Origin of the sequence: Paraburkholderia sediminicola (assembly GCF_046026895.1) — a bacterium.
GTDB lineage: Bacteria > Pseudomonadota > Gammaproteobacteria > Burkholderiales > Burkholderiaceae > Paraburkholderia > Paraburkholderia sediminicola_C.
The window spans coordinates 84491-105330 of record NZ_JAQQEU010000008.1; the positions used below are offsets into that span (position 1 = coordinate 84491).

The 20840-nt window shown below is 60.9% G+C and carries 21 protein-coding genes and 2 pseudogenes; 10 read left to right on the top strand and 13 right to left on the bottom strand.

What is annotated here, in order from left to right; translation table 11 throughout:
- Positions 1 to 35: 35 nt before the first annotated feature.
- The 10 genes from PQR02_RS08175 to PQR02_RS08220 form a co-directional block, all read right to left on the bottom strand.
- Positions 36 to 3128 (bottom strand): complex I subunit 5 family protein, encoded by a 3093-nt coding sequence (locus PQR02_RS08175; RefSeq protein WP_408228107.1) that lies wholly within the window; start codon positions 3126 to 3128, stop codon positions 36 to 38.
- Positions 3122 to 3496: a sodium:proton antiporter gene (locus PQR02_RS08180; RefSeq protein ID WP_149674838.1), complete on the bottom strand. Its 375-nt coding sequence runs from the start codon at positions 3494 to 3496 to the stop codon at positions 3122 to 3124. Before PQR02_RS08180 ends, PQR02_RS08175 begins: the two co-directional genes overlap by 7 nt.
- A gap of 16 nt (positions 3497 to 3512) precedes the next feature.
- Positions 3513 to 4235: a hydrogen gas-evolving membrane-bound hydrogenase subunit E gene (gene mbhE / locus PQR02_RS08185; RefSeq protein ID WP_408228112.1), complete on the bottom strand. Its 723-nt coding sequence runs from the start codon at positions 4233 to 4235 to the stop codon at positions 3513 to 3515.
- Positions 4235 to 4579, bottom strand: coding sequence for a monovalent cation/H(+) antiporter subunit G (gene mnhG / locus PQR02_RS08190; RefSeq protein ID WP_408228115.1), 345 nt, complete (start codon positions 4577 to 4579; stop codon positions 4235 to 4237). The genes mbhE and mnhG overlap by 1 nt, the downstream gene beginning before the upstream one ends.
- Positions 4580 to 4582: 3 nt before the next feature.
- Positions 4583 to 4825 (bottom strand): hydrogenase subunit MbhD domain-containing protein, encoded by a 243-nt coding sequence (locus PQR02_RS08195; protein WP_408228118.1) that lies wholly within the window; start codon positions 4823 to 4825, stop codon positions 4583 to 4585.
- Between the two features lie 3 nt (positions 4826 to 4828).
- Positions 4829 to 5089, bottom strand: coding sequence for an MrpF/PhaF family protein (locus tag PQR02_RS08200; RefSeq protein ID WP_408228121.1), 261 nt, complete (start codon positions 5087 to 5089; stop codon positions 4829 to 4831).
- Positions 5082 to 5609 carry a Na+/H+ antiporter subunit E gene (locus PQR02_RS08205; RefSeq protein ID WP_408228124.1) on the bottom strand — a complete coding sequence of 176 codons (528 nt, stop codon included), beginning with the start codon at positions 5607 to 5609 and terminating at the stop codon, positions 5082 to 5084. Before PQR02_RS08205 ends, PQR02_RS08200 begins: the two co-directional genes overlap by 8 nt.
- 110 nt (positions 5610 to 5719) lie before the next feature.
- On the bottom strand, positions 5720 to 6625 hold the full coding sequence (locus PQR02_RS08210; RefSeq protein ID WP_408228127.1) for a cation diffusion facilitator family transporter: 906 nt from the start codon (positions 6623 to 6625) through the stop codon (positions 5720 to 5722).
- A 144-nt stretch (positions 6626 to 6769) separates the two neighbouring features.
- Positions 6770 to 7870, bottom strand: coding sequence for an NAD(P)-dependent alcohol dehydrogenase (locus tag PQR02_RS08215; protein WP_408228130.1), 1101 nt, complete (start codon positions 7868 to 7870; stop codon positions 6770 to 6772).
- A gap of 306 nt (positions 7871 to 8176) precedes the next feature.
- Positions 8177 to 8914, bottom strand: a complete 738-nt coding sequence (locus tag PQR02_RS08220; protein ID WP_408228133.1) for a protein-L-isoaspartate(D-aspartate) O-methyltransferase — start codon at positions 8912 to 8914, stop codon at positions 8177 to 8179.
- Positions 8915 to 9126: 212 nt separating this feature from the next.
- On the opposite strand from PQR02_RS08220, the gene PQR02_RS08225 reads away from it, so the two are divergent.
- Entirely contained in the window at positions 9127 to 9420 is a 294-nt protein-coding gene (locus tag PQR02_RS08225) for a GYD domain-containing protein (protein WP_408228407.1), read from the top strand.
- A 28-nt stretch (positions 9421 to 9448) separates the two neighbouring features.
- The gene (locus tag PQR02_RS08230) at positions 9449 to 9652 is read left to right on the top strand and encodes a hypothetical protein (RefSeq protein WP_149674847.1); all 204 of its coding nucleotides are present in this window, start codon (positions 9449 to 9451) and stop codon (positions 9650 to 9652) included.
- 498 nt (positions 9653 to 10150) lie between these two features.
- On the opposite strand, the pseudogene PQR02_RS08235 reads toward PQR02_RS08230, so the two are convergent.
- A pseudogene (locus PQR02_RS08235) lies at positions 10151 to 10447 on the bottom strand (IS6 family transposase); the annotation flags it as partial.
- Positions 10448 to 10659: 212 nt separating this feature from the next.
- Between PQR02_RS08235 and PQR02_RS08240 the strand changes: the two are divergent.
- The 5 genes and pseudogenes from PQR02_RS08240 to PQR02_RS08260 form a co-directional block, all read left to right on the top strand.
- Positions 10660 to 11190 (top strand): fimbrial protein, encoded by a 531-nt coding sequence (locus PQR02_RS08240; protein ID WP_408228140.1) that lies wholly within the window; start codon positions 10660 to 10662, stop codon positions 11188 to 11190.
- Positions 11191 to 11383: 193 nt separating this feature from the next.
- Positions 11384 to 12109, top strand: a complete 726-nt coding sequence (locus PQR02_RS08245; protein ID WP_408228143.1) for a fimbrial biogenesis chaperone — start codon at positions 11384 to 11386, stop codon at positions 12107 to 12109.
- 5 nt (positions 12110 to 12114) lie between these two features.
- Positions 12115 to 14697 (top strand): fimbria/pilus outer membrane usher protein, encoded by a 2583-nt coding sequence (locus PQR02_RS08250; protein WP_408228146.1) that lies wholly within the window; start codon positions 12115 to 12117, stop codon positions 14695 to 14697.
- A 1-nt stretch (position 14698) separates the two neighbouring features.
- Positions 14699 to 15895 (top strand): fimbrial protein, encoded by a 1197-nt coding sequence (locus PQR02_RS08255; RefSeq protein WP_408228149.1) that lies wholly within the window; start codon positions 14699 to 14701, stop codon positions 15893 to 15895.
- Between the two features lie 51 nt (positions 15896 to 15946).
- A pseudogene (locus tag PQR02_RS08260) lies at positions 15947 to 16381 on the top strand (DDE-type integrase/transposase/recombinase); the annotation flags it as partial.
- A 233-nt stretch (positions 16382 to 16614) separates the two neighbouring features.
- On the opposite strand, the gene PQR02_RS08265 reads toward PQR02_RS08260, so the two are convergent.
- Positions 16615 to 16872: a hypothetical protein gene (locus tag PQR02_RS08265; protein WP_408228155.1), complete on the bottom strand. Its 258-nt coding sequence runs from the start codon at positions 16870 to 16872 to the stop codon at positions 16615 to 16617.
- A gap of 161 nt (positions 16873 to 17033) precedes the next feature.
- Complete coding sequence (locus PQR02_RS08270) at positions 17034 to 17471, bottom strand: ribbon-helix-helix domain-containing protein (RefSeq protein WP_408228158.1); 438 nt, start codon at positions 17469 to 17471, stop codon at positions 17034 to 17036.
- On the opposite strand from PQR02_RS08270, the gene sctC reads away from it, so the two are divergent.
- The 3 genes from sctC to PQR02_RS08285 all read left to right on the top strand — a co-directional run bounded on the left by sctC (position 17414) and on the right by PQR02_RS08285 (position 20810).
- Entirely contained in the window at positions 17414 to 19396 is a 1983-nt protein-coding gene (sctC, locus tag PQR02_RS08275; protein ID WP_408228161.1) for a type III secretion system outer membrane ring subunit SctC, read from the top strand. The two genes, PQR02_RS08270 and sctC, sit on opposite strands and share 58 nt — an antisense overlap.
- Entirely contained in the window at positions 19393 to 20493 is a 1101-nt protein-coding gene (locus tag PQR02_RS08280) for an FHA domain-containing protein (protein ID WP_408228164.1), read from the top strand. The genes sctC and PQR02_RS08280 overlap by 4 nt, the downstream gene beginning before the upstream one ends.
- Positions 20494 to 20600: 107 nt before the next feature.
- Positions 20601 to 20810, top strand: a complete 210-nt coding sequence (locus PQR02_RS08285) for a hypothetical protein (protein WP_408228167.1) — start codon at positions 20601 to 20603, stop codon at positions 20808 to 20810.
- The last annotated feature ends 30 nt before the right edge of the window (positions 20811 to 20840 follow it).

The following is a 20840-nucleotide window of genomic DNA, read 5'->3' on the forward strand; positions in this document are numbered from 1 at the left end:
GGACACGAAACCGCGGGCCGCTATCAGCGCGGTCCCTAACGCGCCCACCCGCCGCCAAGCCCTGTGCTGGCGAAATAAATCACCAGAAAATAGCCGAGCACGTAAAGCGCGTAGGTCTGCGCATTGCCGGTGTAGACCTTGCGTATCCTGCCCGCGGCGGCGAGCGCGAAGTGCGACACGCCGCGCCAGAATATCATCGCAAACGGCGGAACCGTACGCGCGAGGATCGGCCGGTAGAACCTGAAAAAGCCGGGGACGCTGCCCTTCCGGCGCCGGCTGCGATAGAACAGCATGAACAGCGCGAACAGCACAGCAGCCACGGCCAGCACGACCAGCACGACCGGCGTCGGATTCCAGAAACCGTAGATGCTCTCCAGCGACATGCCTTCCCACACCAGCGTCGAGGCAAACTGCGGATCGATCGCCGCCGAAACCGGTTCGATCAAAAGCTTCGGGAAGAATGACAACACGATGATGCCGGCGACCAGAACCAGTTGCGGCACGAGCAGCAGAAGCGGCGCTTCGCGCACTTCGGGCTGTCCCGCCTGTCGACTCCCGAGGAACAGACCGCTGACAAAACGGATCATGTAGAGAAAGCCGACGAAGGTCGCCATCAGTGCGCACACCGCGAGGCCGTACCAGCCCTTGTCCGTCATCGCACTCAGCAGCAGCCGCTTGCCGCCGAAGCCCATCAGCGGCGGCAAGCCCGACATCGAAACGAGGGCGACCAGCACCAGCGCGAAGGTGAACGGCATCGCACGGGCAAGGCCGCCCGTTTCGGCGAAGTTGCGCGTGCCTGTGCGCAGGATGATGCCCGCCAGTGCGAGGAACAGAATCCCCTTCACCAGCATGTGGTTGGCGACCAGATACAGCGCCGTGACCCAGCCGAGATGGCTCATCAACGCTATCGCGGTGACGATATAGCCGAGCTGGCTCATGCTGGAATACGCCAGCATCCGCTTGAAGTCGTTTTGCCGCAACGCCATCAGTGCGCCCGCGAGGGTCGTCAGCATGCCGATCCACGCCATCACGTGCGCGAGGTCGAGTCCGACTTCGGAGCGTATCGTCAGATAGGTGCCGATCAGCAGGCCGAACATCGCCACCTTGCTGACGACCGCCGACAGCATCGCGGTCACGTCGTCTTCCGCTTCCGTGTACGCGCCCGGCATCCACACATGCACGCCGATCGCGCCCGCCTTGATCAGGAAGCCGGCGGCCAGCAACACGAATGCGCGGCTCACGTCCGGGCCCGATCGGGAGAACGCCGCCAGTTCGATACTGCCGTCGAGCGCGGCGACGGCGGCGAAGCTGGCCAGCAGAAAGAACGCCGACAGCAGCGAGAACAGCAGGAAGGTCAGCACGTGCGGTCCGGCGCTGCGGCATTTGGCAATCAGGAAGCAGGACGACAGCGTGATGATCTCCCAGCTATAGAAGAATTCGAGCGTCGTGGTGGCACGCAGCAGCGCTGGGATCGACAGCAGTAGAACCACCAGCATCGGATAGAAGCCCGAGCGCACATCGTTGCGATAGAGGCTCGCCGCCGCGATGACGAAGCTGCCCGCAAGCAGCAGCCACGCAAACAGCTCGGCGATCCCATGTGCCGCTTCGGCGAGCCACGAGCCCACCAGTGCGACGGCGATCAGCGTCAGCACGCCCTTGAGCCGGCCCGGCAGACGATCGCCCGCATAGAACAGCGCGCCCGCGACGAGCGGCGAAAACAGCCATGCCGATCCCGCGCCCGAGAACGAAGCGCCGGCGTACCCCGCGGCGATCAGGAGCACCGCCACGCCAAATAGCGGCAGCAGCGCGGCCGGCTGGGGGCCGGCCGTGACCTCGTCGTCGGCCGGATGCAGCGCCCGCACGAACCAGTGGAACATGTAGGCCGCTTCGAGCAGCGAGCCGGTCAGAATCAGCACGATCCAGTAGGGCTTGCCGGCGACGGTCAACTGCAGGACCAGTTCCCATTTCGCCCAGAAGCCGGGAAACGGCGGCAGCCCCGCAATCGCGACCATGAAGAGGCCGAGCAGGCCGATCAGCAGCGGACTGCGCGACAGCACCGCGCGAGCGTGGATGCCGTGCCGCCTGAGAATGCCGATGAGCCAGAACAGCCCTGCCTTGGCGAACAGATGGTTGATAAACAACCCGCCGACCACCAGCGGGATCGACGTATCGGCTCCCACTTGCCGCAACAGCGCGAGCGCCAGCATCAGCAGGCCCATCTGTCCGATCGACGAATAGCCGAGCACCCGCTGCGGTTTCGTCTGCTTGAGCGCGAGCAGATTGGAGAACAGAAAGGTCAGGCCGCCGGAGACCGCAATCAGCCCGAGTAGATTTTCAAATAGCGGCAGCAGCTTGAGCAGCGCGAAGAACACGCCGGCCGACACGCCGACCGACACCATCGCGGCAATGCCGCTCGGCGCGGTTTCGTAGACGTCGAGTCCCCAGCCATTGGCCGGAAAGGGCTTGAGTTCGATGACGAGGCAGGCGAACACGAGCAGCACCGCCGTGACGGCGATCGGACTGTCGAGGCCCGCGCGGACCGCGATCAGGTCGTCGATGTTCAGCGTGCCGGTCACGTAGTAAAGCAGCACCGCGCCGAACAGGAACAGGGTCGACGCGATGACGGTCGCCATGATGTATTTGAACGCGGCGGCCAGCGCGGCTGGCGTGCGGTCCAGTCCGAGCAGCCCGTAGGTGGCGATCGAGACGATCTCGATAAACACGAACAGATTGAAGAGGTCGCGGGTCATCACCATCCCGTCGATGCCCATCACGAGAATCAGATACAGCAGCAGCGCGGCGTAATTGCCGCGCAGACGGTCCCACAATTGCAGCGCGCCGAGCAGCGCCACCACGTTGACGCTGAGCGTGAAGAAGCCTTCCCGGATGCCGAAGCGCAGATTGATCGAGACCGGCGGCTGTGCGCCCGCCGTCAGCACTTCGATCGTCTGGCCGCCGTCCAGCAGACCGAAGAACGACACACCGCTCACCAGCACGATGCCGGCGAGCGCGATGAAGAAGCCGGCGGTCAGCCACGGCTTGCCGAGCCGGTACAGCAGCGGAATGACGAAGCCGCCCCCCAGGCCGAGAATGAAGATATGCAGCGGATGAAACAGCGCGGCTACCATTTCGACTCGGTGAATGCGTCGATGGAAAGTGTCTTTTTCGCCGCGTACAGGCGGATCGCGAACGCCAGCATGACCGCCGTGACCGACAGGCCGATCACGATCGCCGTGACCACCAGCGCCGAGGGCACCGGGTCGATCGCGCGCCGCGCGGCGTCCGCCTTGCTCAACGCGGCGTCGATGATCGGCGCCGTGCCGCCGCGGATATAGCCCGTCGCGACCATCACGATATGCAGCCCCGTGTCGATCACCGCGAAGCCTATGATGATGCGCAGGATGTTGCGCTGGGTCAGCATCCCCCACAAGCCGATCAACGCGAGGCAGAAGCCCGTGATCAGCAGGATGGTCGAAACCGGCAGGCCCGTGGTCATGCGTCGTTCTCCTCGGTCAGCTTCTGAACCGGTCGATGATGACGCTCAGCTCCGCGCCGACCTTCATGCCGAGCAACGCCGAAATGAGCGGTATCGCGCCGGCGCTGAAAAACGCGCCGAACTCGCGGCGCGGCAGAAAGCGGGCGTCGAGAAAGCCGCCCGCCAGCACCAGACCCAGGATGCCGATCATCACATAGATCACGCCGGCGAACGATTCGACGACGCTCAGCAGCGCGACGTTCAACTCCGCGCCCGGCCGCGCGAGCAGCATCAGCATCGCGCCGGAAGCGACGATTGCGCCGCCCTGGAAGCCCCCGCCCGCCGACAGATGGCCGTTGACGATCACGTACGCGCCGAAGGTCAGGATCATCGGCAGCAGCACCTGCATGCCGGTTCGCACGATCTCGCCAGGTTGCCTGCGCGGACCGTTGTCGGCCTCGGCTTCGGCTTGGGCTTCTGTAGCTGGCGCGGTTGCAGTTGCAGCGCCTTCGCTTTTCAACAGCAAGCCGACGCTCGCCGCGACCATGAACAGCACCGCAACTTCGCCAAGCGTATCGAAGCCACGGTAAGTGATCAGAATGCCGGTGACGATGTTCGGCGCGCCGAGTTCGATCGGCCCCTGCACGACGTAGTATTGCGCGAGCGGCCGCAGCGCCTGCAACTCGCTGTAGCCGTCGATGAGGCGCCAGAACACGAGCGCGAACAGCGCGACCGTCACTATCACGAACACGCGGCGCATCACGACTCCTTCGGCGCGGCGCCGCGTTCGTCCTCGGCGGCGAGCGCGTCCGTCACGGTGGACGAGGTCATCGGCGTGCGGATCAGCCACGCCGCGCGCGACAGCGCATGCGACGACACCGGGTTCGTCACCAGCACGAAATAGATGACGAGGATCAGCCTGAACGTCCAGCTCGGGTGATAGAAGGCGAGTCCGATCAGCACCAGCATGTTGCCGAGCGTCGAGGCCTTGGTGCCGGCCTGGATGCGGGTGTACGCGTCCGGCATGCGCAACAGGCCGAGGCCGGCGGAGAACAGGAATATCGCACCCGCCAGGATGAACACGCTGCCGATCAGTTCGATCATGCGCTAGCCCTTCTGATAGCCGGTTTTACGAATCGCGTAGAGAAAGATGAACGTCGCGAGTCCCGAGCCGATCGCCGCCTCGGCCATCGCCACGTCGGGCGCGGCGAGCAGCAGGAAAGCCACCGCCGTGAACAGGCTCGCGAGCCCCGAACTGACCATCGCGGCCATCAGGTTCTTCAGGCAGACGGCCACAATGCCGCTGACGAGAATGCTGGCGCACACCAGCAGCAGGAGCAATTCGAGCACGGTTCAAAGCCCCCGTTCCAGAAAGCGAGCCATCGCGAGCACGGCAAGAAAGCTGAGCAGCCCGTAGACGAGCGCCACATCGATATAGACGAAACGGCCCGACAACTGCGCGTACAGCGCGATCAGCGAGATCGAGATGACGGTGAGCATGTCGATGGCGACGATCCTGTCGATCAGCGTCTTGCCGAGGATGAGGCGGATCACGCCGAACAGGATCGCGAAGAAGATCAATACCGTGGCGATCCGCAGCATGATCTCAGCCAAAGACTTTCTCCAGATGCTTCTCGAAAGGGGTCACCAGCGCTTGCGTGGCCTCGTCGATATCCGTTGTCTTGACGTCGAGCCAGTGGATGAATAGTGTGTCGTCCCGAATATCCATGACCAGCGAGCCCGGCGTGAGCGCGATCGAATTGGTGAGCGCGAGGCGGCCGATCGGCGATTTCAGACGGGTGCGGACCTTGACGATGCCCGGCTTGATATCGATGCGCGGCGCGTACACATACGCCATCATGTTGAGATTGGCCCGCACCAGTTCAACGCCGAAAGTGCCGCTATAGGCGACGAAGTGATAGAGCGCGCGAGGCGTGAGCCGCAGCCGGCTCCATGCTTCGCTCGACGACGCAAAGACGCGGGCCAGAACGAATGTGATCGCCGCGCCGACGAGCGTGGGCTCCACGGCCAGCGACGCGTTGGCGATCATCCAGATGACGAACAGGATGACCCACAGGCCTGGCATGCCCTGAGGAACCAATGACGACACCGGTTTTCCGCTGTTCGAAGTCACGTCTTCAGGTTCCAGAAGAGGGCGCTAGCGAAAATTCTAGGTGACAACCTGGGGCAAATCAACCGCGGGCCGGATCGCGCGCGGAATTTGCTTTCGCTTCGGGCGGGGCGTTACAGCCAGCGCGCGTCGCGTGTGAACGCCACGGTCAGCCAGCGGTCGGGGCCCGGTTCGCCGATCGCGTGAGAGATCCGCTCGCGGATCAGGTCGAGCTGACGGATGCCGGCGTGCTCCATCGCCTCGGGCAGAACGATATGGACTTCGACGAACAGGCCGCGCCCCACGCGTGTCGCGTAGTGCGAGTGCGCCACGAAACCATAGTCCGACGTCAATGCGTGCATCAGCTCGCGCAACGTGCGGTCGAGGTCGTGCGGGGTAATGAGCAGTACTTCCTTGACCGCGCCGATGACCGTGCCGACCGGCATCGGTATCAGGACCAGTGTCAGCAGCGCCAGCACGCCGGGGTCGATGTACGGCGTCATATGGCGGTAACGCGTGCCTTCCAGAATCCATGCTATCGAAAAAGCGAGCAACAGCGCCGAGGTGATGCAGGCCGACATGAGCCAGCTTTTGGTGTCGAGGCCGACCAGTTCGGATTCGATGCTGCGATTCAGGCGACGCTGTCTGAAGAACATGAAGAAGCAGAAGAGGCTGACCACCACGGCATAGAACATGCCCCAACCGAACTCCAGTTCATGCCCGCCATCGAGCATGCCTTTGATCGCGTTGACGAACGCGTAAAAGCACAGCACCGCTAACAGACTGCCGTTGAAGGTCAGCACCAGCGGTTCGATATGCCAAAAGCCATGCTGGAAACGTCTGCTGGCCTGCTGGCTGAGCAGGCGGGTCACGAGCAGCGAGAGGCTGCACATGGCCGCGTCGAGTGCGGAGAACATCCCGTCGAAGATGATCGAGAGCGAGCCGCTGAGAATGCCGATCGTGATGCCGAGTACCGCAATCAGCACCGTGCCGAGCAGCGATCGTTTGAGTATGCGCTGTTCGAGTTCCGTAGCTTGCATGGTCCGGGTGGCCTGTTGGTTTAACTCGGATCGCCATCGGCAGGCGGGCGCGCGCCGGGACCCATGCCACCAACAGCGGCCAGGCCCGGCAACGGTCCACTGCGCGCCTTCGCACAACGGACCGGCTCCCGCACCCCACTCCGCTCAATGCGGCTTGATTGCCACCTTGAGCACGCCGTCTCTCTGATTCGCAAACAGATCGTATGCTGCGACGATGTCGTCCAGCTTGTAGTGGTGCGTGACCAGCGCGCCAAGGTCGACGCGCCCCGACTCCACCACGTTCATCAGGCGTCTCATGCGCTCCTTGCCGCCGGGACACAGCGCGGTGTTGATCTTATGATCGCCGAGGCCTGCGGCGAATGCCGCAAGCGGGATGGTCAGATCGGACGAGTACACGCCGAGACTCGAAAGCGTGCCGCCCGGTTTGAGGATGCGCAGCGCCGACTCGAACGTGCCCTGCGTGCCGAGCGCTTCGATCGACGAATCCACGCCGCGCCCGCCGGTGAGCTTGAGGATCTCGTCGACCACATCGCAATTCTTGAAATTGAGCGTGACGTCGGCGCCCATCTTGCGGGCCATGCCGAGACGATGGTCGTTGCCGTCCACCGCGATGATCGTGGTGGCGCCGAGCAGTCGCGCGCCCGCCGTGGCGCACAGGCCGATCGGTCCTTGCGCGAACACGGCCACGGTGTCGCCGATACGGATGTTGGCGTTTTCCGCCCCCTTGAAGCCCGTCGACATGATGTCGGGGCACATCAACACCTGCTCGTCGGTCAAGCCGTCGGGGATGGGCGCGAGGTTCGCCTGCGCATCGGGCACGAGCACGTATTCGGCCTGCGTTCCGTCGATCATATTGCCGAAGCGCCAGCCCGCGGTCGCTTTATAGCCGTGGCAACCGCATTGGCCCCGGGCGATCAGATAACTGCCGTCCTGCGACGCGACGCCGTCTTGCGCAGCATAGGAATTGAAGTTGGGACAAATGGCGCCGGCGATCACGCGCTGCCCCTCCTGATAGCCGACCACCGCGTTGCCGAGCTTTTCGATCACGCCGACAGGCTCGTGCCCGATCGTCAAGCCTTTGGCGACGGGGTATTCGCCTTTCAGGATGTGCACGTCGGTGCCGCAGATCGTGGTGGTGGTGATGCGCACGAGCGCGTCGTTGGCGGCCACGTCGGGCAACGGCTTGTCGGCAAGTTCGATACGGCCTGGTTCGATGAATACGGCGGCTTTCATCATGGCGGTCATGAACGTCTCCTTCCGGTTTGGGTCAACAGCATCTCACAAGGGTGCTCGCACTTCCTTCGACAGACCGGTGCCGACAGCGAACACGGCGCGGCTGATGCGCGACTGCTCATGGGCGTAGCCGCGTTTGCATCTTACTCCGCTGGGAATCGTGCTTGCCTGGACCGAGATCATCAAACCGGAAGCTTTTTGATGCGCAGAAGTCCTGATGGAAATCGGCACGCCTGCGCAGAATCAGAAGAGCCGCGCGACGAGAGCTTCAGTTTCCTTCTCGCCGCTTCGGCTGAGCGAATCCGCGTCCTTTCTCTGCTATCCGCAGCCGATGCAAGCGGCGCGCGCAATTGCGCCGAGCCGTCCGTTGCAGATACCGCTGCCCGCATTGCGCGGTTCGCCGTCCCGCACGGGCCAGCCGTCTTCCCCGACGAGCGGCACGAATCTCACGTCGCCGAGCCAGCTTCTGTCGAAGTCGGCTTCTGTGCGCCGGACGACCTTGATGAGCCGCTGATAGTGCTGATCGCGACCCACCGGCATGACGATCCGCCCGCCGAGCGCGAGCTGCTTGCACCACGCGTCGGGAACGCGCGGTCCGCCGGCCGCCGCGATGATCGCATCGTACGGTGCATATTCCGCGAGGCCGAGCGTGCCGTCGCCGAGATGAACCGTCACATTGGTGATTTCCAGCCGCGCCAGGATTTCGCGAGCCGTATCGACGAGGCCGGCGTGCCGTTCGATCGAGTGCACGTGAGCCGCGATCGCTGCGGCGACGGCGGCGGCGTAGCCCGAGCCGGTGCCGACATCGAGCACCCGGTCGCCCGGGCTCAGTTCCGCTGCATCGATCATCGACGCGACCATCGCGGGCTGCGAAATGGTCTGCTCGTTGCCGATGGGTAGCGGCGTGTCCTCGTACGCGTATTGCCGAAGCTCGGCGGCCACGAATTCCTCACGCGGCACACAGCGCATTGCGGCCAGTACGCGGGGATTGCCAATGCCGCGCCGCTCGATCTGCCACTCGACCATCCACTCACGGGCCTCCTTGAAGTCAGTCATAGCCACCTCCGTATTGCAGCCGGCGCGCGCCTGCCCGCGCGTCGCATTCCAGCGCTGCGCCAGATGCGGGCAAATAGCGCGTGGCGCGCGAATGGATTGCCTAGAATCAGTTTACGCGCGGGACGGCCCTGGCAATACGGAAAATGAAATGGGATGTTGCGGTGTCGGCGGCGCGCGGGTCCCAACACGTTTCAATCGTAAGGGGAATTATTATGGTGACTTATGTGGTTCTGGCGCAATTTACCGATCAGGGCATCCGCACGATCAAGAACAGTCCTCAGCGAGCTGTTCAGGCGGCGGAGATGGCGAAAAGTTTTGGTTGTGAAATGAAACAGATCTACTGGACGTTAGGCGAATACGACATCGTCACGGTCATCGAGGCGGCCGACGACCAGAGTTTCACCGCCTTCGGTTTGGCGCTGGGTTCAGCGGGCAATATCCGCACACAGACGCTACGGGCTTTCAATAAGGACGACATCGGCTCGATTATTGCTCGGCTCCCCTAACTCGCGCGACTTTCCTCAGGAGATGACGATGAATGCGGACAACAGGAGCGACACGCAAGCTTTCGTACAGACGGCCGAGCAAACCGGGGGCTTCGTCTGGGTCATCACGCTAGTCGACTTCGGCAGCCGGGAGGTGAAGCGTTCGCTCGTTTCGGACGGCACCTACGAAACGCGTGCCGCCGCGAAGGATGCTGGCGACGCGCATCTGAAAGCGCTGGCAGCCGACCATTAAGCCCGCGCAGGCCACGTCCCGGCACTTGAGTTCGATGAATCACGCGCATGGTTACTCCGCGAATGCGCAGCGGCGCTGCTTGCGTACCGGGCCGCTCGCGGTGAAGCGCTACAGGTTTTGCCAGGCGTGATGCTTCGCACAGAGCGGGGTGGTTTCGCGCCGCCCCGCCTCCCCACCCGGACGAACGGTAGACCCGGCGTCCGGGCCCGGGTCGTGTTGTGGTCGCGCGGATCAGCGCGCATTTCGATCTTCCGATCGGTGCACGCGCATTCCATCAAGCAAACCTGATCCAGCCGCGCCGCGCTATTGCGGTATGCGTTCACATAACTCCCCTTAGGGATAAGTGTCCTGCTCCAGAAACGTCCTTGTCTGTTCCGCCAGGTCGTCGCAGACGTCCGTCTGGATGCGCCCGCCCGTTGACATCGACTTTGCTCCGTCCCACTGTCCCGATGCAGTCGAGCACCGCGCCATACACTGGTCCACTGCGCGCCAAAGCTAGTGCTTTCTGCCGTTGGTCGTGACGACGACCTCATCAAGGTGCCACTGGGCTCCTCGCGCCTGGGCGGTGGACCGGATAGGCCGGGCCATGCCCAGGCCGAACTTCACTGCCCGGCGCCGCACCGTCTCGTAGGTTAGTTCGCCGCGTGCAGCCAGCAGTTCCTCAACCATGCGCAGGCTGAACGGGAAAGTAGTACAGCCACAGCGCGTACCTGAGCACATCAGGCGAAACCGATAGCCGGCACAGGAAATGGTGTCAGTGGCCGGCGCACGCTGCGCCAATGTGCTTCGTTTCATACCCCGGATTCTCGCCCCGTCTCCCTCAACCTGCCGACAACGTGCAATACCCTTCTCGCCCCTCAAAATAACAAATTGAAAGAATCTAATACTCGTCCAATAGCCTCCGACAGAGGTGATCCATAGAATGCGCTGCGCCTCGTTCATTTCAGTCGCAAATAGCGGGCGCTACAGCTAAGTACGGTGTCTTACATAACATTTTGGATCACCAAATGAAAAAATTAACAATTTCAACTGTCCCGGTTGCGATTGCCGCTTTGATCGCTATTGTGCCGGCCGCTCATGCTGCCGACGGTACGTTGAATTTCACCGGCAACATCACAGCCAATAGCTGCGTGATCAACGCCAATTCGCCTAATCTGAACATCGACCTCGGCAACGTGCCGGCCAGCGCACTTGCCTCGGCAGGCCAGCGGGCAGGCCAGTCCGCGTTTCAGATCGCGCTGACCGGCTGCACCGGTGGTTCGACAAAGGTCGCGGCCAAGTTCGAATCGGGCCTCGCAGACCCGACAACGGGTCACTTGCCGCTCGACGCTTCGAGCACTGCGAAGAACGTCCAGGTTGCCATTTTCGACACCACCGACACCGACAACAAGTTCGGCCAGGCTCCGGCTCCCAGCGCATATCAGACGCTGACGGGCGGCGCCGCCACCCTGAACTACAGCGCCTGGTACGCAGCGACGGGTGCGGCGACGGTGGGTACCGCCAACGCAAACGCGACGTACACACTCTCGTATCAGTAAGCGGTTTACGGATGGTGGACAGGGACGAGCGAGTCCGCACGCCGTCTCTGTTTTTCAGGGCGAGGGTGTACTGAACAGGACAGGGTATGAGTCTCAAACCATGCCTTGTTCAGTATTCCTTATAAAAACAGAGTGTGAGTGACCTGATATGCGAATCACGAGATTTCTACGAAGGCTAGGCGTTGTTTTCCTGTTGGCGGCGCTGAATATCGCGTCGTCGCACGCGGCGGTGCTGATCTATGGCACTCGCGTGATTTATAACGAAGCATCGCGCGAGACGCTGGTCCGGTTGAGCAATGAAGGCGCTGTACCGCTGCTGATCCAGGCGTGGCTGGACACAGGAGAAGACAAGCCGATAGCAGAACAGCAAGTACCGTTTGTGATTACTCCGCCCGTTTTCCGGATGAACGCGCACCAAGGTCAGATGCTGCGCATCAGCTATACAGGAGAAGCCCTGCCCGGAGACAAGGAATCGGTTTTCTGGCTCAACGTCCTGGAGATTCCGCCGAAGTCGGCTGCCATCGGGAAGACAAATACGCTGCAGATCGCTGTGCGTAATCGCATCAAGCTGTTCTTCCGGCCCACGGCGCTTGCCGACGGGCCGAAGGACCTCGTCAGGCAGCTTCAGTGGCAAGTCACCGGTGAGGGCGAGCACACGAGCGTAACCGTCAAAAACCCGACACCGTTCTTCGCTTCTTTCCTCGAGGCCTACGTGACCGTTGACGGGACCTCGTACGAGCTGGCCACCGATATGGTCGGCCCGGGGGAACGCGCGACCTTCCCGCTGCTCAAACCAACCCGGCTGTCAGGACAGGCAAAAGACGTTCAATTCAAGCTGATCGACGACATTGGCGCCGCGATCGCCGGGACCGCCCATCTGGATGCTGGCACGTCCTCGCAGTCCACGACGAAGGACTGATTGCCGTGTCATCGTTCAAAGTTAAAGCGCTCGTCCTTGCAATGACGGGCATCACCGGCTATTCGCTGAGCGGCACGACGTTCGCCGCCGATGCCTTGCCGTCGCCTGCCTCGAACACCGACGACGACACCGTCATCTTCAATGACGCCTTCCTGTACGGCGCGCAAAAGGTTGACGTTTCGCGCTTTTCCAAAAAGACGCCGCTTGAGCCGGGCAAACATCTCGTCGACATCTACCTGAACAACAACCGCGTATCGTCGACCGACGTCCTGTTTGTTCGCGTCGAAGGACAGGACACGCCGCAAGCCTGTTTTCCGAAAGAGATGCTGACCTCCTGGGGGCTGGACCTCGGAAAACTCGACGATGCACAGCACGCGCTTTTCGAGCAGGGCGATGGTTGCGCGCGTATTGCGCAGCTGTGGCCGCAAGCGTCCAGCGAGTACGATGGCACCCAGTTGCGCTTGAATGTAGAGGTGCCGCAAATCGCTCTGTCGAAGCGCAGTCGCGGCTTTGTCGACCCCTCACTGTGGGATCAGGGCGTACCGCTAGCGTTTGCCAATTACAACTACAACACCTATTTGTCGAGTCAGCCCGGCTTCGGTCAGGACGGACGCCACATGGTTCGCAATGACTACCTGAACGTTAACAGCGGCATTAATCTCGGACCGATTCAGCTACGTTCGAACGCAAGCTATACCGGCGATTCGATCAACGGTTATCACTGGCAGAACCAGCAGTCCTACCTGCAAGCCAGCCTGCCGAAAATCAAGAGTCGCGTAATCGTCGGCCAGTCGTTTACCTCAGGCCAGTTCTTCGACAGCATTGGCTATACCGGCGGCGAAATCGTCACCGACGAACGGATGATTCCCGACGCCGAGCGCGGCTATGCCCCGGTAATTCGCGGGGTAGCGCGGACGCAGGCCAAAGTAACGGTCAGGCAGGGCGGCTATGTGTTGCTGGAAACGTCGGTGCCACCGGGTCCATTCGAGCTGGATGATCTTTTCCCGACCGGCTACGGCGGTGATCTGCAGGTGACCGTAACCGAAGCCGATGGCAGCGTGCAGTCGTTCGCTGTTCCATACGCCTCTGTGCCGAACATGCTGCGCGAAGGTCAGTGGCGTTATTCGGCAACCGCCGGACAACTGCGCGACCCGGGCCTGCGCAACAAGCCAATGTTCTCCCAGTTCACCTATAGCCGGGGCGTGAACAATTTCATCACGGCATACGGGGCAACGCAATTTGCCAACAATTATTTCGCCGCTTTGGGCGGAATGGGCGTCAACACGCCATTCGGAGCGGTGACGGCCGACGTGACAATGTCGCATGCGACGCTCCATCGGCTTGGGGCGCGGCAGGGTATGAGCCTGAAGCTGACCCACAGCTATTTGGTTCCTACCAGTGACACCAGCATTTCGGTTGCGGCATACCGTTACTCGACTGGCGGCTACCTGACGCTGAACCAAGCTGCGTACCTGAATGACCAGATCGACGCGAATGGCACTGCTTCGATGAATCTGCCGCGCCCAAAGAGCCGCTTCGACCTGACCTTGGGCCAGCCGCTTGGCACATACGGGCAACTATATGTCGTCGGTTCGACGATGAATCAATGGGATGCTAGCGGACAGATCACGCAGCTCCAGTTGGGTTACTCCAATACGTTCAAGCGCGTCAGCTACTCGCTCAACTTCAGCCGGGTGCTTACGGGCGCCGGCTTGCAGAGGCAGCAGAACAGCGTATTCCTGAGCCTTACGATTCCGCTCGGCGACCAGTCTAAACATACGCTGAACTCGACCACGAACCTGACGAGTACCGGCGGCAGTTACAACGTGCAAACGCAGATCTTTGGCACGGCGCTGGCGGACAATTCGCTATCTTATGGCGCGCACATGAGTTACGACCAGGCAGGGGCGCAGACGGCTGCAGGCGTCAATGTCGACCGTCAGTTCCGCAACGTGGACGTGCAGGCGGCGGCATCGCAGACCGGTGGCTATCGCCAGTATTCGGCGGGGCTTGCGGGCAGCGTCGTCGCTCACCCGGGCGGCGTGACGCTCGGTCATACGCTCGGTGAATCGTTCGCCGTCGTCGATGCGCCGGGCGCACAAGGCGCCAAGGTGCTCAATGCCAACAATACCTACGTCGGCAGTTCCGGTTACGCCATCGTTCCGTATCTCTCTGCGTTCCGCATGAATGAAGTCATGCTCTCGCCCGAAGGGCTGAGCCCGGACATCGAGCTCAAGCAGACGAGTCAAACGGTGGCGCCTTATGCCGGGGCTGGAGTACTTCTGAAGTTCGCGACTCAGTACGGGCGCGGCGTGCTGCTCGACCTGAAACAGCCGTCTGGCAAGCCGATTCCCGCGGGGGCCGACGTGTACGACCAAAGCAACGACCCAATCGGTGTCTTCGGTCAAGGTAGCCGCGCTTTTGTGCGCAGCGCGCACGACGCGGGAACGTGGACCATCAGATGGGGCGAGTCGGATACGCAGCAATGCACGTATGCCTATGCATTGCCGAAACAGAACCAGAACTCTGCCGCAGCGCGTGCCATGACCCATGTCACCGGGACCTGCATGGCCGTCAAAGGGGAATGATATGAACAGCATGATTGACAGACTACTTAAATACGTCGGTACCGCACTTTTTTTTACCACCTTGCTGATGGGCAAAGTTTCCATTGCGTATGCAGTCGATGCCGATTGTCGGCCGAGTGGTCTGTCAGGGTCGGTCAATACGGTCAACCAGGTGAACTTCGGGGCGAATGTGGCGGTGCCCTATGCGGCGGCGGTAGGCACCACCGTCGCCACGCAGACCTGGAACGCGCCATCATCGGGGCTGAACAATCCTTCGGTCATCATCCTGCAATGCCGAAAACCCGGCGATCTGCGGATAAAGATCGTCGCCGATCAGTATGTCCCGACGCCTCGTGGCTCGCCGGGGTTTCTCCAAACGTCGTCACCCAACATCAATGTCCGGTTCACCCTCGGAACCGACACCAGCAATCAATCCATGTGGATGAGCACCACGGGCGCGGGCAACATCATTACCATTCCCAATGCGATTCCCGATGTCGCCGATATTGGCGGCGGCCCCCTGAACCCCTCGCTCGGAAGCGCTAACTTCAACAATCAGCCGGCCGGAACCTACAATCTGACGCTCGCGAGATTGATGCAGCTCATCCCGTTGACTGTCACGGCCGAGCTTGAAAAACAGACAACGGTCGGTTCGGTCGCCAATTTTGGCGGCTACAGCCGCGTGAGCCTGAATCTGCTCTTTACCAATTGGGGTAGCGCAAACTACAACCACGTCCTTGGTCTTTTTCAGATCTCGCCCACGCAATCGACATCCGCACCGTGCGACCCGCTTGTCATGCAAAACTCCGTTGTTAACCTCGGAACTTATCCGCTGAATTTTTTTAGTGCGGTCGGAAAAACAACCAGCAACGTGCCAGTTCCGATCACGATCAGTTGTCCCGGTATGATTTCCGGCGGCAGCGTGTATTACGGTTTCGCGACCGATTATCCTGACACCACCAGTGCCGATCTGATCGGCAACATGAGTGGCGACGGCAACGCCACGGGAGTGGCGGTGGAGTTGCTGCAATCCGACAGCACTACCCGCCAGAATTTGCTCAGACCGAATGATCTGAGTACCAACTGGACCAAGTCGGGTATTACGACTTCAAATAAGACAGCAAGCCTGATGTTTTATGCGCGCATGCGGCAGACCCAGGCTACTGTCACGCCAGGTGCGATCAACACCATCGCTACCTTTCTCGTCAATTTCAAATAAGACTGGCTGGTTTTGTCACGTGGTTGGCAGGTTGAGGGAGATGGGGCGAGAATGGACCAGCATGGCGTGGTGCTCGACGTGCTGGTGCAAAGCCGGCGCGACCGGCGCGCGGCCCGGCGCCTGATGCGCAAGCTGCTAAGGAAGCAAGGGCGCGCCCCACGTGTATTGATCACCGACGAACTCAAGAGCGATGCGGCGGCGAACCGGGATGTGGGGATCGACGTCGAACACCGCCAGCACAAGGGGCTGAACAACCGGGCAGAGAACTCGCACCAGCCGACTCGGGTGCGCGAGAAGGTAATGCGCCGATTCAAGTCGGCACGTCACCTGCAACGGTTCGCTTCGATCCTCGGTCAGGTAGTCAATCTGTTGACGCATTGCCGTTACCACAACGTCGCAAAGCAGAAGCGGGCGCTACGCAGCCAGGCCTTCGAGGCTTGGGAAAGCGCGACGGCCGAATGTCCCCCTCCGCATTACAGTGGATAACACCCGCCAGATTCGCCCATCGGGAAAGGGATTCCGCCCCGCCTGATTACTCAACCAGGCCGGAAATTTCTACTTCAGACCGGGACTAATTCCGGTTCGGGCTCAAGGGTCACGGAATCGTGCATCCACCTTCGTCTACCTGACTCGTTTGCGCCGGCCGCCGCAACACCAGATACGGATGACGTCTCCCATACAGTCAATGCGGCGGCCCTCTCAGCGGCAAATAATGTGCGTTAGCCCATCATGCCGCCCGTGCCCCCCGGCATGCCGCTGGTGTTGCCCGCGAGGCCCATCACATCCTGGACGAGCTTCATCAGGTCTTTGAGGAGATCGCCCTGGCCACCCGTCCCGCCATCGCCATTCGAGGCAGAATCAGGAGAAAACATCGGAGCCGACTGGCCTTGCTGGGCGGCGGGCGAACAAGGCGTGCAACCAGAATTACCAACGGAGGAGAACTGCGTGGCACTCATTTGCGAGATATTGACCGACATGTTTATTTCCTTAATGAAAGACGCCTTTTAGGAAAGGCAAACTTGCGATAGGCACAGCAGTGCCCGCGATGTAGGAGTGCAAAGACAAATTTTTACATTGGAACCTCCCGATGCACGAATGCGTCACGTTCAGCGACAAGCATTACAGAGCGTCGCGCGCTTCAGGTAACAACGGGGTATTGGGCAAGATCCATCTGACGAGCCGGATCCGCGCGCCTCATCAGTTGAACAACACAGACTACGCGTACGTAGCCCGTAAAGTTCCATGTGGACTCGTGCGCGAGATCCATTTCCATGGCCCATCGTGATATCAACTTTCCTACAGTTAGTGATTCTTCACGAGCAAGTTCCTCGATGATCGACCAGTAGATTTCTTCCAGCCTCAGACACGTAGCGATACCGTTGAGGCGAACTGATCGCTGTCTGAGCTTTAGAAGATCGGTGTTGAAATTGCAATACGTTGTTCGCAGCATTGGAGTCCAGAGTAATTTAGGTACTTGCAATGCTCTAGGGCTGAGATTTTTGTCGGTGATATATGCGTATGACCTTGATGCACAAAAGCCACGATAAAGTCTCGTCACGTCAAATCCAATGCCCATTTGGGAAAATTCATATGTTCATGACGCGGCGAAGCGAGCGTTCAAGAAACGAAAAAATAGGTGTCGGGCGATATCGAGCCGCCGTAGGCATTCGCGGGGCCCTGGTTGCTGGAATCGTGTTGCACGCTTCGCTAGGCAATGCCGTCCAGCCGGTCTGGCGCGGGAACCCGATGCATTACTTCGCACGAGACACGCCTCTGCCAGAGCTTTTGAGAGAGGTGGTGAGCGCGGGCGGCCTTCAGATGAAAATCTCGCCGGGTGTGAAGGAGTCTGTCAACGGGGGGTTCAACGAACCTCCAGAACGCGTGTTCGCCAGGCTGATCGAGGCGTACGGACTCGCCTGGTACTTCGATGGACATGTCATTCACGTCTCTCGCACGAGCGACATCCGAAGCCGGACTATTCCGTTCGCGCCCTTGACGCGCGGGGATGTGGCCAGCCTGTTGTCTAATCTCGGTCTCGATGACAGTCACCTGCCGGTTCGCTATTCGGATACGACCGCTGGCGTATCCGGTCCGTCCGAGTACGTCGATGCGGTCGCCGATGCCGTTGCGCAGGCACAGGAGCAGACTGTCGTCAGCCCGGCGGTCAGCGAGATGGCGATCCGCGTCTTTCCGCTTCACTACGCGCAGGCACAGGACATCACATACACGACCGGCAACCAACAGCAGATTGTGCCCGGCGTGGCATCGCTATTGCGCAAGCTGATGGCGGATGTCCCGGCTTCCGTGCCCAGCCCGGAAACGCCGGTGACAGTGCGCAGCCGGCGCCGGGAGGCCAGTGGCGGCCCTCCGCCGCTGCCTAGCCTGCGCGGCTTGGGTTTGGCAGATACGGCGGCGGAGATCGACACGTCGTTGCCCGACCCTGCCGTGATTCATGCCATTGCTGCGCCAATGCGACGCAATATCATGGCCGATGCGCGCACGAATTCCGTTGTGATCTATGACGTGCCATCGATGATGCCGAACTATGAACGCACGATCGCGATGCTCGATAAACCACAGGATCTCGTCGAAATTACGGCGGCAGTCATCGATGTGTCGACGGATGCCGCGAGTGAACTGGGCATACGCCTGGCCAGCGGGGCGAGGGGCGGGTGGGGCGCGGCTTCCGCCATTACGGGCGCATTGTCGTCCGAACAGAACGCGCCCAACGTACCGATATTGCCGGGCGTCAATCTTGCGACGATGATCGGCAGTCCGACAACCTATCTATTCGCAAAGATTCGCGCGCTCGAAGAAAGCGGCAAGGCACGCATCTTGTCGCGGCCGCAGGTGCTGACGTTGAACAACACGGAAGCGGTTCTGTCATCGCGCAATTCTGTCTATGTGCGGGTAGCAGGTAATCAGGATGTCGACCTTTATAACGTCGATACCGGGCTGACATTGAAGGTGACACCCACTGTGGAGTCGGTGCAGGGCGACGCGAAGAATATCCTGCTGAGCGTGCAAATCGAAGACGGCGCATTCGATTCGTCTGCATCGGTCGATGGCATTCCGAAGGTCAGTCACAACTCCATCGTGACGCAAGCCGTCATCGTGGACGGAGAAAGCCTGCTCGTCGGCGGTTATGAGTATGAGCGCAACACGAACTCCACGTCGCGGGTGCCCGTGCTGTCGGATCTGCCATTCGTTGGTCATTTGTTCAGCGATAAGCAGGAGCAAACGCAGCGTCTCGAACGGCTGATCCTGATCACTCCACGTATCAAGTCGATGACGAACCAGGCTGTCCGACCTGCTGTCGGCAGGGAGCCTTTGCCATCGAGCCTTCAGCAGCCGATAGGTCAAGTCGGCGTTGGCGACGCGACCCCGCACACGCCGCTGATGCACCCTGCTGGGTACACGCCGGGGTGGACTGATTCGCCTCCCCCGCTTCCTTCCGGCTCGTTGCCGGGTTCATCCACGACGAAGGGGCGAATCCGATGAGCACCGGCGGAATCATTACCGTTACCGGCGGCATTCATGCCGGGGCCACCGTGCTTTTGTCCGATGCTCATGACATGGCGATCGGAAACGGAGAAGACGCGGATTTCGTGCTTGTCGATGACGGCATCGCGGCACGCCACGCGATCATTTGCCTGAACGGCAATTTGCTGAGACTGACTGCGCACCATGACGGCGTGCGGGTGTTCGGTCACGCATTGGCACCGGGCAAAACAACCGTGTTGAGACAGGGTGCGTCGTTCACGGTGGGCGATGCGCAAATACAGTTCAGCGGTCGCGACTTGCTGACGCCGGCTGCAGTGCGCTCGGCAGAGCTTGCGTGGATGATGGCGCATGCGCCCCTCGCCTATGTGGCGAAACGTTGGGCGCTGGCTTCGCGCGGCGTGAAGCTAATGCTGATGCTAGTGCTGATGTCAGCCGGGGCAGGCGCGATATGGCAAACGTACGGCCCGCGTGACGTCGAGAGCGGGACGCCGAAACTCGACGGCGCATTCCGCTTCGTGACGGTGCATGAAGATCCGAAAACGCATGCGTATATCTACGATGGCTATGTGTCGACCTCGCCGGATCTTGCCACGTTGGCAGCCATTGTCCGCCGCGATACGTGTGCGTCGGTGATGCGCGTGGTCGTCGTCGATCAGATGAAGGAGCAACTTGCGGACTTTCTGACCAGGTATTATCGCGGCGCGCAGATCAGGCCAGGCGCTCCGGGCGCGTTCACTGTCATTCCTCCGGCTGAAGAGGGTTACCTTCTGCCGGAATCGTGGGATTACGCACGCGTCGCGCGCCTTGCCTACGAATCGATCAACGGCTTGCGCGACCTTGGGTTCGAAGGCCATGTTTCGGATAGCGGTCTGGTGCGAGCGCCGCTCGGAGCCATTGGCATGAACCTGGCGCGCTCGGCCCATGGCACTTGGCTCGTCGATACGCGGGGTGCGCGTTATTTCATAGGCGCACAGCTGCCGCTTGGCAGGATTACGGGGATATCGGGGTGCACGGTGAAGATTGTGCGCAACGACGATGGAACGCGATATGAGCTTTCCGCTCAGGGCGACGAAGGCAACAAGAAGTGTAACTGAGTAGCCGGACAGGTTTTGCCTGCCGGGCATGTACGCGCGTGGCTCGGCGCGCAATAAGTCGACATAAATAAAACGCGCGTTATTTATTGTGATTAGGAGTATTTAGTATGCAAATCGGTGGCGTTGGTATGAACTCTCCTTACGCTGGAAATACGGGTGGCGCAAGCCCGGCGGCCAGTGCGGGCAATGGGCAGACCACTCAGGATCTTCAGGATCAAAAGGCTCAAAACGCTTTCCAGGAAGAAATCACCAAAGAAAGCAACATGGAATCGAAGCGCAATCAAACCCGTATGGGCGTGATCGCGAACCTGAAGTAATTACCTGATTGAGGCGCCGCGGTGACGGCG